Raw genomic sequence first — 14578 nt, forward strand, 5'->3', positions numbered from 1 at the left:
TCATGCAACGGCTCAGCCCGCCCTCGCTGGAGGTGCCGGGCTCGCGATCCGCGCAGGCCGCCGCGGCCATCGCCCGCGGACTGCCGGAACTGGGCACGGAACAGATGCTGCTGGCCTTCTCCTCGGAAAGCCTGCACGCCGACGAACCCCGCTTCCAGCAGGCGATGGCCGCCACAGTGGACGCGCTGGCCGCCCGCCCCGACATCGGCGCGCTGCTGCCCCTGCCCGACACCGACGGCGGCCACCCCCGCCACGCCTACGTGCTGGCCGGCGTGCACGGCGACGAACTCACCCGCCAGCGCAACCTGCCCGGCCAGCTCGCGAACGCGCGCCACGCCGTCCGGCAGGCCTCGGCAGGCACGGTCAGCGTGACGATCGTGGGCGTCAGCCGCGCCTTCGCACAGCTCGCGCACACCGACCTGGCCGACCTGCGCTCGATGGAGGCCGTGACCATCCCGGTGGCGGCGCTGCTGCTGGTGTTCGGGCTCGGCACGGTGGGCGCGGCGGCGGTCCCGCTGGCGGTGGGCGGCGCGGCGATCACGACCGCCACGGGCGCGCTCGCTGCGGCGGCCACGCTCACGCCCGTCGACTCCACCATGCTCACCTACACCCTCACCATGTCGCTGGGCCTGGGGCTGGACTACACACTGCTGATCCTGCTGCGCTACCGCCAGGCCCGGCGCGCGGGACTGGCGCCCGCGGCGGCGGCCGGACGCGCCACCGCGACCGCCGGCAGCACGGTCACCTGGTGCGGGGCCGTCATCATGGTCACCTCGTGCGCGCTGCTGCTCGTCGGCGTGCCGTGGGCACACTCCCTGGCACTGGCGGGCATGCTGGCCGCGCTCGTCACCCTCGCGGCCGCGCTGACCCTCGCGCCCGCGCTGCTGACCCTGCTGGACCGCCGCCTGCACTGGGGCCAGGTGCCCAGGCTGAGGCCCGCCCCGCACACCACACGACAGCCCGCATGGCTACGCGGCGCCGAACATCTGATGAAACGACCCGGCCGGTACGCGCTGGCGGCCGTCACCGTCCTGCTGCTGACCGCCGCACCGGCCCTGCACCTGCGGCTCGGCCTGCACTACGACCGGGACGCGATGGCCGGCACCGACATCGGCACGGGCCTGGCCGACATGGAGCGGGACGGGGTCGCCGGGCTGACCGCCCTGGCGCTGCCCCACCCCGGCCACACCGCCCCGGTCGACACCTTCGCCTTGGGCCGGGCCCTGAGCGCCGACCCGCGCGTGTCGGTGAGCACCGTACTCGACAACGGCAGGGACCTGACCGTCATGCTGATCGCCGCCAGACCCGCCCCCGACAGCGACGCCGCCGCGGGCTTCCAGCGCGACCTGCACACCCTGGCCGGGCGCCTGCTGCCCGCCGGCCAGCAGATCCTGGCCACCGGGCCGACGGCCAGGCTCACCGACCTGGCCCACGGCGCGCTCGACGGCCTGTGGCGGGTGCTGGCGGCGGTGCTGCTGGCCTCGTCCGCCCTGCTGCTCATCGTCTTCCGCAGCCTGCTCATCCCGCTGAAGGCGCTGGCCATGAACCTGCTGTGCGTCTGCGCCACCTTCGGGCTGCTCACCGTCGTCTTCCAGGACCTGCCCGGGCACGGCGCCGACATCAACGTCCTGCTGCCGCTGATCGTCTTCACCATCGTCTTCGGCCTGTCCCTCGACTACGAGGTCTTCCTCGTCCACCGCATCGCCGAACACTACCGCCGCGACCGCGACAACACCGCCGCCGTCCTGCACGGACTGCGGCACACGGCACGCCCCATCACGCTGGCCGCCGCCATCATGGCCGTCACCTTCGGCGGCCTGATGTTCACCCGGCGCCTCGACTTCCAGCAGGGCGGCTTCGCGGTGGCCGCCGCCATCGTCATCGACGCCACAATCATCCGGATGGTGCTGGTCCCCTCCCTGATGCGGCTGCTGGGGCACCGCAACTGGTGGCTGCCCGGATCACGCCACTGACAGGATGAGTGGGGCGGCCGATCCCACGCCGCCGACGGCGCCCGCACCGGTCAGCGCCGCAGGAAAGCCCGTACGGCCGGCACCAGCCGCTCATGGGCGTCCTCCAGCACGTAGTGCCCGGCATCGCGGAAAGCGTGGATCTCGGCCCCCGGCAGACGCCGCCGCCACTCGCGCAGCATGGCCGGGTCGAACACCGGGTCACGCAACCCCCACCCGATCAGCACGGGCCGCTCGGCGAAGGCGGCCAGACTCTCCCCGGCCCGCACCAGCAGCGGCCACGACCGGTCGCCGGGGCCGAACGGGATGTCGTGCACGAACCGCTGCACCGCCACCCGGTGCCCCTCACAGTCGTCGGGCGCCAGGAACGCCGCCCGCACATCGCCGGGCAGCCGCCCGCGCAGCCCGAACGGCGCCAGCGTGGCCAGGCGGGCGAAAGCGTGATGACGCAGGAACAACCGCTCGCCCAGACGGGTCTCCCGCAACAACCACAGCGGCAGCCGCAGCGCCGGCCGCACCCGCGGTCCGTGCGGATTGGGAAACGCCGCGGTGTTGAGCACCACCAGCCGGGCCACCCGGCCAGGATGACGCCCCGCCCACGCCATGCCGATCGGGCCGCCCCAGTCGTGCATCACCAGCGTCCACCCGCGGTCAGGCACACCCCGCTCGGCGACGAGGTGGCAGGTGAACGCGTCGAGATCGTCCACCCGCGCGGCCAGCGTGTACGGGTAACGCCCGCGGCCCGGCTTGTCCGACAGGCCCATCCCGATGTGGTCGGGCGCGATGCAGCGGTGCTCGCCGCGCAGCGCCACGATCAGCCGCCGCCACAGGTAACTCCACGACGGGTTGCCGTGCAGCATCAGCACGGGCGCCCCGTCACCCTCGTCCACGTAGTGCTGGCGCAGCCCGTCACGGGCGAACCAGCGGGAGACGAACGGGTAACCGGGAAAACTCGGGACAGGGCCGGGCATCGGGACCTCAGAACGGGTTCGGCGGCACGGGCGGGCGGCCGGCGGACGGATGAGCGGCGCCGTACACGCTTGTACTGCCCGGTCCCGCGCTGTGCGGTCCCGCGCTGCACCGGCCCGAAACCTGCGCGGACAGGTGGGCGGCGAGCCTGGCCAGGCCGTCGGCCGTGCTGACGCGCGGCACGTAACCGAGGTCGCGGCGCGCGGCGGAGATATCGAACCAGTGAGAGGTCGACGCCTGGACGGCGGCGAGCCGCGTGACCGGGGGCTGCGCGCGCACGCGGGCCAGCCGGTAAACATACTCGACCGCCGCCGCCCCCGCCCTTGCCACACGGGCCGGCACGTGCCGGGTCACCGGCGGCAGGCCCGCCGCCGCCAGCAGCCCGTTGACCCAGCCCGCCACCGTGACCGGCTCGTCCTGAGTGATGAAGTACGCGCGGCCGGCGACCGGCGAACCCGGCGCCAGCGCGTCCAGCGCCAGCACGTGCGCCTCCGCCGCGTTGTCGATGTAGACCGTGTCGATGCGTTTCCCCGGAGCGCGCGGCATAACCAGCAGACCACGCCGCGCCTGCTCGACGAACCTGGGCAGGAAGTGCGGGTCCCCCGGCCCCCAGATCAGGTGCGGCCGCAGCGCCACGGTGGCCAGCCGGTCGCCGCCGGCGGCCAGCACGATCCGTTCGGCGATCGCCTTGCTCGCCGGATAGTGAGCCAGGAAACGTCGGGCGTAGGGCACCGACTCGTCCACACCCTCCAGGTCCCGTCCCTCGTGCACCACGCTGGGCGAGGAAGCGTGCACCAGCCGGGTGACCCCCGCCCGCCGACAGGCATCGACCACATTCGCCGTACCCACCACGTTGACCGACCGGTAGGCATGCGCAGGCCCCCACATCCCAGCCAGGGCGGCGCAGTGCACGACCGCCTCGCACCCCGCCACAGCGGACCGCACGCCCTCCGGATCACGGATGTCCCCGGCGTGCTGGACGACGCCCAGCGCGTCCAGCGCCGGATAGCGGCGCCGGCTCAGCGTCACCACGTCCTCTCCGCGTACGGCAAGCAGCCGGCACACCGCCTGGCCGAGAAACCCCCCACCGCCCGTCACCAGCACCTTCACCGCTCACCACCGCCCAGCCTGCGCGCCGCCCAGCCGGCCAGCAGCGGGCGGCGGATCTTGCTGGCGTGCCGGACGTCCATCGGGAAACCCGGGTGGACCAGCACGTGCCCGATGCCGGCGACCGCGGCGGCCCGTACCCGCTCGACCACGTCGCGGCGCTCCCGCCGCGACATGCCAGGCTCGCACTCCACGCACAACACCGGACGCTGGCCCCCCAGCGGCCCGACCCCCACCAGCGCGCTGCGGTACACGCCCGGCACCTCGTTGACGACCGGCTCGACCTGATCGGTGTACAGCTCACCGCCGGCGGTGCGCACCCGTTCGCTCTTACGGCCGGCGAACCACAACCGCCCCCGCTCGTCCTGCCAGCCGAGGTCCCCCATGCGGTGCACTGCCTCGCCACCGTCGTCGATACGGGCCAGCGCGCTCTCGCGCGGGCGGGCCAGGTACGGGTCGCTGACGGCGGGACCGGCCACGGTGATCTCCCCCACCGTGCCCGGCGGCACCACCAGATCGTCCGACCAGCGCGGGATCGCCTCGTCGGTGATGCCGATGACCCGCACCCGGTTGCCCGGCAGCACAGCACCCAGGCAGGTGCCGGCCCCCCGCACGGTGTCGGCCGCCGTCTCCGCCAGCTCGGCCCCGTCCGCCACGGCGACCAGCAGGCACTCGGTCGAGCCGTACACCGAACGCACCTCGGCGCGCGCGGGCAGGCACCGCTGGGCGCGACGCAGCACCGGGAACGGCAGCGGCGCACCCGCGGTGAGCACGATCTCCAGACTGTCCAAGACCTGCCCGTGGCGCTCGCAGTGGCGGGTGAGCCGATCCAGCAGCGCCGGCGCGGCAAACAGGCCCCGCACGCCGTGGGCGGCGATGGAGCCCGCCATGGCGGCCGGATCGGTACGCTCCGGACGGCGCAGATCGATCCGCGGAATGACCGAGGCGCACCCGATCGCCGGCGCCGCCACCGCGAACGGCAGGAAGGTCGAATACACCGTCGCCCCCGGCTCCAGCGCCCCCAGACGCGCCAGCAGCCCCGTCTGCCCGGCCAGGTGCCGGTGGCGGAACGGCACCCCCTTGGGCACCCCCGTCGAGCCGGAGGTGAACGCGATCAACGCCAGGTCGTCGGCGCACGACACCTGCGGGCCCGCCGCGGCGACCGGCGGCCCACCGGCGCGCAGACGGTCACGAACCCGGCCGAACCACAACGCGTACGTGGCGAACGTGACAGTGGCGACCACGCTGTCACGCGCCCAGCCCAGCACCACCCGCGCCAGATGAGCGCGCGGAACCGCGATGAACGCCTCCACGGCCGCCTCCCGCAGGCAGGCGCCGATGGCGCGCGCCCCGAGGCCCGGATCGACCAGGACGGGCACGGCCCGCAGCCGGAGCAGGCCCAGCACCACCGCCACCAGATCCCGCCCCGGCGGGATCATCACCGCGGCCCGCGTCCCCGCCGTCACCCCGGCGCGGGCCAGCCTGGCCGCGGCCTGCGTGACGAGCTCGTCGAGCCTGCCGTAGGTCAGCGTCTCGGCGCGGCGGCGCCCATCGACACGGCACGCGACCGTGTCCGGCCGGGCGCGCATCCAGTGTTCGGTCATCGCGACGACGTCGAAGAGCGGGGTGGTCACACATCACCTCTCACAACTCGTTTTGGATCACTCACTGGACGGTAACTATCTGTAGCAGAACACCACTTACAGTGATTGGACTTGACATGCGCCGACTCATCACCGTCCTCGCCTCCGCAGCCGCCGGAACCGCCCTCATGATCGCCACAGCAGGGCCCGCCTTCAGCATCTCGATCGTCGACTGCGTGCTCGGCACCGGCGTCGTCCTGCCCAGCCCCACCAGCACGACCCGCCTGGCCTGCTACGGCGGCACCTTCCACGGCCAGCCCGTGGGCGGGATCGCCTGACAGGCCGGCTCAACAGGGCACGGCCTCCAGGAAAGGCATGTCCTTGGGCAACCCGCCGCCGAAGACCCCAGGCGTCGGCGCCGCCGCTCCTGGAGGCGGCGCCGAGGCCACCACGCCCGGCGCCGCACCAGCCGTGGCACCCGCCACGAGAGCGGGCGCGACAAGCCGCGCCAGGGCCAGGGCGACACTGTCGACCGGAACGTTGATGCAGATCTTGCCCTGGCCCTCCACCGTGTCCGCTGTCTCCTCCGCTGTCTCCTCCGCCGTGTCCTCGGCCGTGTCCTCCAGTGTGTCCTCCACCGACCCGTCAAGCTGCGCGTCGGCCGGCGGAGACAGCTTCGTCAGGGGCGCGGCCGACGGCGTGACCGACGGCGTGACCGACGGCGGCGCGGTCACCGGAGGCGCGGTCGACGGAACGCCGGCGACCGCCGGACCCGCCAAGACACCGGCGAGCACGGCACCGCCGCAAACACCGGCCAGAACAGAAACACGCACGACAAACCCTCCAGTCAGCACGGCGAGAAAATCAAAGTGGCGTTGTGACCGCCGAAGCCGAACGAATTCGACAGCACCGGCCCCGACGGGACCGACCGCACCCGCCCGACGACGTCCACATCGCACCGCGGATCCACGTGGTCAAGGTTCGCCGTGGGCGGAACGGCCCGCGCCCGCAACCCCAGCACCGCCGCCACCGCCTCGATGGCGCCCGCCGCGGCGATGGCATGCCCGATAACCCCCTTGACCGACGTCACCGGAACCCTCGCCGCGCCGAACACCCGATCGATCGCCTGAGCCTCGGTCAAGTCGTTGAGCGGCGTACCCGTCCCGTGCGCGCTGACGTGCACGATCTCCTCAGCAGCCAGCCCCGCGTCGGCCAGCGCCGCGCGCATGCAACGAGCGGCGCCCTCACCCTCCGGCGACGGCGCGGTCAGATGGTGCCCGTCGGAGGTGGAGCCGTAGCCGGTCAGCTCGGCGTACACATGGGCGCCCCGGCGCACGGCGTGCTCAAAACTCTCCAGCACGACGAAGGCCGCACCCTCCGCCAGCACGAAACCATCCCGATCCCGATCGAACGGACGACTGGCACGCTCAGGCGCCTCGTTACGCTGCGACAGGACCTGGCACCGCCGGAAACCCAGCAGCACCGCCGGAGTGATGCAGGCCTCGGCACCGCCGGCGACCACCACATCAGCGAACCCGCCGCGCACCATCCGGCCCGCCTCCCCGATCGCATGAGAACCGGAAGCGCAGGCCGTCTCCACCGACAGGCTGGGCCCCCGCAGGCCGTGGTGGATGCTGATCGCCGCCGCCGCCGAATTGTGCATGGCCATCGGCACGGTCAGCGGACCCGGAGCACCCCGTTCAAGATGCCGCCCCCCGAGCATGGCCGCCTCGTCCGTCGTCCTGCCGCCGAAGCACGTACCGGTCACCACCCCCCGCCGCTCCGCCGGCGCCCGCAAGGCGCCCGCGTCGCACAGCGCGTCCGTGGCGGCGCACAACGCCAGCTGACTCATCCGGTCGAGCCGCGACGCCTGCTTGGCCGACACGTACGCCTCGACGTCCAGGCCCTCGACCTGGCAGGCGAAACCGACACCCAGCCCCTCGGTGTCGAACGAGGTGATCGCACGGGCGGTGGACCGGCCGGCCAGCAGCGTGTCCCACAACTCCTTCGGATGCGCGCCGGCCGGAGTACGCACGCCCAGGCCTGTCACCGCCACCCGTACCGCGGACTGGCTCACACCGACCCGCCCAGCAGCACGCGCGCCTTGGCGATCACATCGCCCACCGACCGTACGTCGGTGAGGGTCTCACGCGGCAGAGGCCCCCACTTCTCCTCCAGCGCCACATGCAGCTCGGCCAGGTCCAGGCTGTCGGCCTCCAGGTCCTCACGCAGCAGCGCGTCCCCGGTCACCCTGGCCGGGTCGACCTTCAAGATCTGTGCACAGTGCTCGCGCACCACGGTCGCGATGTCGTCCTCAGTCACGGCGAACTCCCCTCCAGGACGCGGCCACCCATGTCACCCAGCGTCGCCGATACAGCAACAACTGATCACACGTGGCACGGCGTCCGCCGTTAAGGAGTCGATCAAGTTTTCCCGACGGGCGCTGCGCTCACCAGCCCGCGTCACACCCGCTCCTATCGTGGGCCCCACCTCGGAACGATCACCGAGCGTCACCGACCATCAGGACAAAGGAGACGACATGCCCGTTCTCAAGCGCGCCGCCGCAGCCACAGCCGCGGCGGCGGCGATGCTGACCGCCGCCCCCGCCGCCGCCACATCCCCCGTCGCCACATCCCAGGAGACCCTGCTCACCTGCCAGGTCGCCACCACCGCCGAACGACCCATCACCTTCAAGCCGCCGGTCAGGTTCCTGCCCCACACCGTGACCGCCCAGGCCGGCCTCGCGCTGACCGGCTGCACCGGCTCCTCGGGCACCGGCATACGCTCAGGCGTCATGACCGTCCGCAGCACCGGCCGCGCCTCCTGCGCCGGCGTGCAGGACATACGCGGCAAAGGCACCATCACCTGGTACGGCGCCGACGGCCGCAAAATCGGCACCTCCACTCTGCGGCCATCGGTGGACAAGCTGACCGGCTACAACCCCGGCGACATGCTCCTCAGCGGACGGGTCACCAAAGGCCGCCTGGCCGGAAGCAAGGTGACCGGCACCGCCACCCCCACCTCCACCGTCAGCACCTGCGCCACGAAGGGGCTCACCACCATCCACGGCAAAGGCACGATCACCTTCCTCGCCTGACCACCACACCCGGCCGCACGACGGCCCCGCCGTCACCGGCGGCCGGACTCCCCCCGACCTCCACCGCCACCGGCGGCTTCACACCTCGGCGGCAAAGTGTCACGAAACCCCCTACCTCCCTTGCCGATCACCGCGCTAACGTCAGACCTCTGATCCATGCCATGGGCACCGCAGTGCCGAAGACGTTCCTTCCAGCCCCCCAACAGAAACCCCTAGGAGGAAGAGCCGTGAGCTCTGGCAAGAAGATCTGGTCGGCGGCCCTGCTCGCCACCGCCATGCTGGCGGTCACCGCGGCCTGCGGAAGCGGCGAGAGCAGCACCGACGGCAAGGTCAAACTGCGCTTCGCCTACTGGGGCAGTGACTCCCGTCGCGAAATGACAGAAGCGGCGATCGCGAAGTTTGAGGAGAAAAACCCAAACATCGACGTCGAAGGCGAAATCTCCGACTTCCCCAGCTACTACGAACGCCTCGCCACCCAAGTCGCCGGCCGCGACGCACCCGACGTCATAACCCTCGAAATCCGCGCCGTACGCGAATACGCGGAACGCGGCGCACTGGCCGACCTCGCCTCTAAGGTCAGCGCCGCCGACATCGACAGCAAAATCCTCGCCACCGGCGTCGTCGACGGAAAACAGTACGCCATCCCCAGCGGCGTCAACTCCTTCACCATGGTCATCAACCCCGCCCTGGTCAAGCGCGCCAAAGCCACACCCCCCGACGACAGCTCATGGACCTGGGAGGACTTCGTCGAGCTCTGCTCCGACGTCACAGCCGGCACCGGCGGCAAAGTCACCGGAACACAACTGTCCTGGAACCCCGCCTACCTCCAGATCTACGCCGCACAAAAGGGCGAACTCCTGTACAACGGCAACAAACTCGGCATCACCCCCCAAACCCTCAAAGACTGGTGGGCCATCACCCAGGACCTGATCAGAACCAAAGGCTCCCCCACCGCCGACAAAAGCTCCGAACTCTACGACGCCGGCATCGAACAGACCCTCATCGGCACCAACACCGGCGCCACCAGCCTGATCTGGACCAACGTCCTCGGCGCAGCCACCAAGGCATCAGGCCAGGAACTCGAACTCGTACGCATGCCCAAGATCGAAGGCGCCCAGACCAGCGGCATGTTCCTGCAACCCGCCATGTTCTACACCGCCTCCGCCAGGTCGGAGAACGCCGCCGAAGCCGCGAAGTTCATCGACTTCATGATCAACGACCCCGAAGTCGGCGGAATCGTCCTCAGCGACCGCGGCCTGCCCGCCAACGCCAAGGTGCTGTCCGCCGTCAGCGACAAACTGCCCGAAGCCGACCAGAAAACCCTGGCGTTCGTGAACGAGGTCCGCGGCGAACTCGCCGACCCGCCTGCCGCCCCACCGAAGGGCTCCAGCGCCATGGAAGGCATCCTCAGGCGATACTCCGAAGAAGTCATCTTCAACCGGATGACCCCCGACGAGGCCGCCCAGAAACTCATCACCGAATCCAACGCCCTGCTCGCCGGCTGACCACCACCGCGCACCCCGCCGGCCTCCGGACGGGGTGCGCTCCCTCTTCGTGGAGTTGGCTCTGAAGTGTGAGATCCGAAGTTTTGTCCAAACCCGGCGCCTTTACAAAGTAAGGTCAATCTTCAGAGGCGGCGGCATCGGTCAGGCGTTACTTCGTTGGACGGTTCCACATTGTTGCCGGCCCCCTTGAACCCGCGACCGCCGGCGCGCGTACCTGGACATGGTCTCTCCTCCGGACCCATAGAAAGGTGCGCGAGATGAAGCATCTGCGGATCGTTGCGGCATCCAGCCTGACCGCTCTGGGCGTGGGCCTTGCCGTGTTCACCATCTTCGCTCCCGCACCGAGCAGCACCGCGACCGCCCATGACCACCCCACTCGACCCGTCGCGGACAAGCCTCTGCCCGGGGCCAGCCTTGACCGCATCCTCGCCGCGATCAAATGCGACCGCCCGTCGGTCCAGGTCGATGCTTCCGAACTACGCCAGGTGTCCTGCCGGACCGGCGCGGGCCGCTACGTCGTCATGACCTTCACCACGCGAAAGAACCAGGACGCGTGGTACGAAGGAGCGCGGGCCTACGGCGGAACGTATCTCGTAGGCGACCGGTGGACCGTCGTCTCCGACCCGAAGCTCCTTGTCCAGCCCCACGCTCAACTCGGCGGCCGTATCGAGACCCACCATCACTGAACGCCCTGCCTTCAGGCGTGCCCCACGATCGCCGGACGGTACGTGGCTGGTTCAGTGGGTGGCGCTGAGCTGGTCGAACAGCAGCGTCAGGCGGGCCTCACCCCGGACAAAAGCGCCTGGAAGCCGTCTTGGAGCGGCTCCCGGGGTGTCGTCCTGGCCGAACGCGGGAGGTCCACGGCCATCGCGGACATGGCGTCGTACAGCGCGGGGTTAATCGGCGAACGACATGTAGGCCCTGGCCAGCCCCTCCAGCGCGGTCCGCGGTCGCCCGTCCGGGTCCGCATGGTCACCGTCGCCACTCTCATCGTGGCGTGACCGAGGCTGCGCGGTGTCCTCAAGGGGCGCGTGCTCACGCCAGCCCGGCGGGGTGATCGCAGAGTCCGAAGGCATTCCGGGATCCCAGCGCGGCCCAAGATGCGTTGGGCGATGGCGTGATCGCGTCCAAGCTTCATTTCCCTCTTGCCGTTCCTCCAGAACTGTATCTACTATACACAGTGTCTGAGAGATACAGTTTTTCCAGGAAAGGCACGTCGATGCCAGATGTCGTGATGCCCTGGACGGATTCACGGCCGCCGCAACCCCCTGAGCCACTGAAGAAGGAGCGCGATCATGGGTAAGCTCCGCGTCCACAACTTCTCTCGCCCCGGACGGTTCCGGCACCGGCAAGCGCATCCACGCCGGGCCGGGACCATGGCCGCCGGCACCACGTTCCGAGGCCCTCAAGATCGCCCCGGAGGCGGCGTCCGGTTGTGGGACAGCCCTGAAGGCAGGGCGAAGTCCCCGAATGGCCCATCCATGACAACAGGGGTGTCGATTCGGCTTGAGCCCGTTCGTAGACAAAGTGAGAGACCGGTAACGGCCGGTCGCCACGTACCGGAGGCCCATCATGTCCGTCACCACCACCGGCCAGGAGAGCGTGAGCGCCACCCTCACCTTCGCCGCCCCCGCCGCGAGGGTGTTCGCGGTGGTGGCCGACCCGACGACCCATGCCGCCATCGACGGCACGGGCTGGGTCCAGCAGGCCGCCGACCCGGAGCCGCTGACCGCGGTGGGGCAGATCTTCAGGATGGCCATGCATCACGCCGGCCATCCGGACGGAGACTACGAGACGGTCAATCAGGTCGAGGTGCTCGACGCGCCGCGTGCCATCGGCTGGCTGACGGGATACGAGAAGGACGACGGCCGGCTGGAGTTCGGCGGCTGGATCTGGCGTTACGACCTGGTGCCGCTCGGCCGGTCCGAGACCGGGGTGACGCTCACCTACGACTGGTCGGCGGTGCCGCAGAGCATCCGGGAGTATCTCCAGTTCCCGCCCTTCGGCCCTGATCATCTGACCGGCTCACTGCACCACCTGGCCGAGCTTGTCCACGCCAGAGCCGGTCAGTGACGCACTTCCCCCTCTTTCCGCGGCCGATGTCGAATGGCATCGAGCCGGTTCGTCGCCAAAGTAGCGGCCGGCAAAAAGCCGGCCCCCGTACCGGAGGTCCAGCGATGTCCGTCACCACTGCCACTGCCACTGCTTCCACGAAGAACCTGATCGTCGGCGGCCTGGCCGCCACGGTCGCCGCCGCCGCCGCGACCATGGGCGTCGCCGCGTCGGGTCGGCTCGCCGGGATCGGGCTCGCTGTCGGCGGTGCGCCGATCCCGTTGTCGGGGTTCGCCACGCTGACCGCCATCTTCTCCGTGCTGGGCCTGGCACTGGCCCTGATCCTGGCCCGCACGACCCGCCGTCCGCGCGTGGCGTTCGTCCGTACGACGATGGTGCTCACCGCGTTGTCCCTGGTGCCCGATGTGCTGGTGGACGCGCCCACGGCCACGAAGGTGCTGCTGATGTTGACGCACGTGGTCGCCGCCGCGATCGTTGTCCCGGTCATCGCCCGCCGCCTGCCTGCCTGACCTTCAGGAGAGCCCATGAAGAAATACCTGCTGGCCGTCCAGTTCGACGAGAGCGCGCCGTGGCCGCAGGAGGAGGAGCTGCAGGCGCAGATGGCCCGGACCGACGAGGTCACCGCCGAGATGCGGCAGGCCGGGTCGTGGGTGTTCGTCGGCGGCCTGCTGGCCTCGCACGCCACCACGGTCGTGCGACCCGGCAACGGCACGACCACGGTGACCGACGGCCCCTTCGCGGAGACCAAGGAGCAACTCGGCGGGTTCTGGGTGATCCAGTGCGACGACCTGGACCAGGCGCTGGCCTGGGCCGAGAAGTGCGCGCTGGCGTGCGGGTCCCCGATCGAGGTGCGTCCCTTCGTGGACGCGCAGTGGGGCTGAGCGCGCGGATGGACCTGGACGGCATCTACCGGGCCGAGTACGGCCGGTGCGTGGCCACGCTGACGCGCCTGCTCGGTGACATCGGGCTCGCCGAGGAGGCCGTGCAGGACGCCTTCGCGGTGGCCGTCCAGAAGTGGGACGAGCCACCGCCCAACCCGGGCGGATGGATCGTGACCACCGCCCGCAACCGGGCCATCGACCGCCTGCGCCGCGAGTCCACCCGCGAGGCCCGCCACGCCCAGGCACTGCTGCTGCACCAAGCCGACGAGCCACAGGAGGTGGGACCGGTGCGCGACGACCAGCTCCGCATGATCTTCACCTGCTGCCACCCGGCGCTGTCACCGCTTGCGCGGACCGCGCTCACGCTGCGCCTGCTCGGCGGGCTGGAGGTGGCGGAGATCGCACGGGCCTACCTGGTGCCGGAGACGGCCGTCTTCCAGCGGATCGTCCGCGCGAAGAAGAAGATCCGCGACGCCGGCATCCCCTATCGGGTGCCGGACGCCGCCGACCTGCCCGACCGGCTGGCATCGGTCCTCACCGTGCTCTACCTGGTCTTCAACGAGGGATACACCTCCACTTCCGGGCAACTGCTGCGCACGGACCTCTGCCTGGAGGCCGTACGCCTGGCCAGGGAGCTGGCCGGGCTTATGCCCGACGAGCCGGAGGCGATCGGCCTGCTGGGGCTGCTGCTGCTGACGGAAGCCCGCCGGCCCGCGCGGGTGGGGCCTTCGGGCGAGCTTGTGGTCCTCGCCGAACAGGACCGCTCGTTGTGGAACCGGGAACTGATCGCCGAAGGACACGAGCTGGTCCGCCGTTGCCTGCGCCGTAACCAGCCGGGGCCGTACCAGTTGCAGGCCGCGATCAACGCCGTGCACACCGACGGCCCGGCGACCGACTGGCCGCAGGTGCTGGCGCTCTACGACCAGTTGCTGCACCACGCCCCGACCCCGATCGTGGCGCTGAACCGCGCCGTCGCCGTCGCCGAGGTGCACGGTCCGGCAATCGCACTGGCCGCCGTCGACGAGCTGGACCTGCCGGGCTACCATCTGCTGCCGGCCACCCGCGCCGACCTGCTCACCCGCCTGGGCCGCACGGCTGAGGCCGTCGCCGCGTACGACGAGGCCATCGCCCTGGCCGCCAACGACACCGAACGAACCTTCCTCCAGGCGCGACGCGCGCGCCTGACCACTGACGACTGAGGCGACGGCCCGCGCCGGAGGGTGGCTTCCGGCGCAGGGCCGTGCGCGGGGACGTCAGACTTCTTCGACGCTGCTCGGCTCACGCCGGGACAGGTCGATACCGAGCTCCTCCGCGGCGCGGAAGACGTCCTCGTCGGTGTCACGCATCTCGATGGACATGCCGTCGCTGGAGAGCACCTCGACGTTGAGGCACA

At 70.9% G+C, this 14578-nt stretch carries 15 protein-coding genes; 9 read left to right on the top strand and 6 right to left on the bottom strand.

The genetic code is table 11. The annotated features are described in order from the left end of the window. On the top strand, positions 1-1973 hold a 1973-nt coding region (locus E1267_RS37400), incomplete at its 5' end, for an MMPL family transporter (RefSeq protein WP_132339981.1). 50 nt (positions 1974-2023) lie between these two features. Here the strand turns inward: E1267_RS37400 and E1267_RS37405 are convergent. Genes E1267_RS37405 through E1267_RS37415 form a run of 3 tightly spaced genes read right to left on the bottom strand, consistent with a single transcriptional unit; the run spans position 2024 to position 5680 of the window. Further along, positions 2024-2941, bottom strand: coding sequence for an alpha/beta fold hydrolase (locus tag E1267_RS37405; protein ID WP_132339983.1), 918 nt, complete (start codon positions 2939-2941; stop codon positions 2024-2026). Positions 2942-2948: 7 nt separating this feature from the next. Then, positions 2949-4049, bottom strand: a complete 1101-nt coding sequence (locus tag E1267_RS37410; protein ID WP_132339985.1) for an NAD-dependent epimerase/dehydratase family protein — start codon at positions 4047-4049, stop codon at positions 2949-2951. Further along, a complete protein-coding gene (locus E1267_RS37415) occupies positions 4046-5680 on the bottom strand; it encodes a fatty acid CoA ligase family protein (RefSeq protein ID WP_220449864.1) in 1635 nt (544 codons plus the stop codon). The genes E1267_RS37410 and E1267_RS37415 overlap by 4 nt, the downstream gene beginning before the upstream one ends. 86 nt (positions 5681-5766) lie before the next feature. Here E1267_RS37415 and E1267_RS37420 point away from each other — a divergent pair, with 86 nt between their 5' ends. Next, the gene (locus tag E1267_RS37420; RefSeq protein WP_132339987.1) at positions 5767-5967 is read left to right on the top strand and encodes a hypothetical protein; all 201 of its coding nucleotides are present in this window, start codon (positions 5767-5769) and stop codon (positions 5965-5967) included. A gap of 9 nt (positions 5968-5976) precedes the next feature. Here E1267_RS37420 and E1267_RS37425 read toward each other — a convergent pair whose 3' ends face one another. Genes E1267_RS37425 through E1267_RS37435 form a run of 3 tightly spaced genes read right to left on the bottom strand, consistent with a single transcriptional unit; the run spans position 5977 to position 7951 of the window. After that, positions 5977-6483, bottom strand: a complete 507-nt coding sequence (locus tag E1267_RS37425) for a hypothetical protein (RefSeq protein ID WP_132339989.1) — start codon at positions 6481-6483, stop codon at positions 5977-5979. Then, positions 6477-7706: a beta-ketoacyl-[acyl-carrier-protein] synthase family protein gene (locus tag E1267_RS37430; RefSeq protein WP_132339991.1), complete on the bottom strand. Its 1230-nt coding sequence runs from the start codon at positions 7704-7706 to the stop codon at positions 6477-6479. Before E1267_RS37430 ends, E1267_RS37425 begins: the two co-directional genes overlap by 7 nt. Then, positions 7703-7951, bottom strand: a complete 249-nt coding sequence (locus E1267_RS37435; protein ID WP_201761451.1) for an acyl carrier protein — start codon at positions 7949-7951, stop codon at positions 7703-7705. Before E1267_RS37435 ends, E1267_RS37430 begins: the two co-directional genes overlap by 4 nt. Positions 7952-8168: 217 nt before the next feature. On the opposite strand from E1267_RS37435, the gene E1267_RS37440 reads away from it, so the two are divergent. From E1267_RS37440 to E1267_RS37470, 7 genes are all read left to right on the top strand, one after another. Continuing rightward, entirely contained in the window at positions 8169-8726 is a 558-nt protein-coding gene (locus E1267_RS37440) for a hypothetical protein (protein ID WP_132339993.1), read from the top strand. 227 nt (positions 8727-8953) lie between these two features. After that, on the top strand, positions 8954-10231 hold the full coding sequence (locus E1267_RS37445) for an ABC transporter substrate-binding protein (RefSeq protein ID WP_165960010.1): 1278 nt from the start codon (positions 8954-8956) through the stop codon (positions 10229-10231). 248 nt (positions 10232-10479) lie between these two features. Further along, positions 10480-10917, top strand: coding sequence for a hypothetical protein (locus tag E1267_RS37450; protein ID WP_132339997.1), 438 nt, complete (start codon positions 10480-10482; stop codon positions 10915-10917). Positions 10918-11803: 886 nt separating this feature from the next. Next, the gene (locus E1267_RS37455; RefSeq protein ID WP_132339999.1) at positions 11804-12304 is read left to right on the top strand and encodes an SRPBCC family protein; all 501 of its coding nucleotides are present in this window, start codon (positions 11804-11806) and stop codon (positions 12302-12304) included. Positions 12305-12408: 104 nt separating this feature from the next. Next, positions 12409-12813 (top strand): DUF6069 family protein, encoded by a 405-nt coding sequence (locus E1267_RS37460; RefSeq protein ID WP_132340001.1) that lies wholly within the window; start codon positions 12409-12411, stop codon positions 12811-12813. A 15-nt stretch (positions 12814-12828) separates the two neighbouring features. Then, positions 12829-13185 carry a YciI family protein gene (locus E1267_RS37465; RefSeq protein ID WP_132340003.1) on the top strand — a complete coding sequence of 119 codons (357 nt, stop codon included), beginning with the start codon at positions 12829-12831 and terminating at the stop codon, positions 13183-13185. Continuing rightward, on the top strand, positions 13176-14384 hold the full coding sequence (locus tag E1267_RS37470; protein WP_246064501.1) for an RNA polymerase sigma factor: 1209 nt from the start codon (positions 13176-13178) through the stop codon (positions 14382-14384). The genes E1267_RS37465 and E1267_RS37470 overlap by 10 nt, the downstream gene beginning before the upstream one ends. The last annotated feature ends 194 nt before the right edge of the window (positions 14385-14578 follow it).

The organism is Nonomuraea longispora, from assembly GCF_004348345.1.
GTDB classification, from domain to species: domain Bacteria; phylum Actinomycetota; class Actinomycetes; order Streptosporangiales; family Streptosporangiaceae; genus Nonomuraea; species Nonomuraea longispora.

Bases quoted from the DNA above. Each gene is read 5' to 3' on its own strand.
- E1267_RS37405 (WP_132339983.1), bottom strand. From the start codon at position 2,941: ATGCCCGGCCCTGTCCCGAGTTTTCCCGGTTACCCGTTCGTCTCCCGC.
- E1267_RS37420 (WP_132339987.1), top strand. From the start codon at position 5,767: ATGCGCCGACTCATCACCGTCCTCGCCTCCGCAGCCGCCGGAACCGCC.
- E1267_RS37440 (WP_132339993.1), top strand. From the start codon at position 8,169: ATGCCCGTTCTCAAGCGCGCCGCCGCAGCCACAGCCGCGGCGGCGGCG.
- E1267_RS37455 (WP_132339999.1), top strand. From the start codon at position 11,804: ATGTCCGTCACCACCACCGGCCAGGAGAGCGTGAGCGCCACCCTCACC.
- E1267_RS37460 (WP_132340001.1), top strand. From the start codon at position 12,409: ATGTCCGTCACCACTGCCACTGCCACTGCTTCCACGAAGAACCTGATC.
- E1267_RS37465 (WP_132340003.1), top strand. From the start codon at position 12,829: ATGAAGAAATACCTGCTGGCCGTCCAGTTCGACGAGAGCGCGCCGTGG.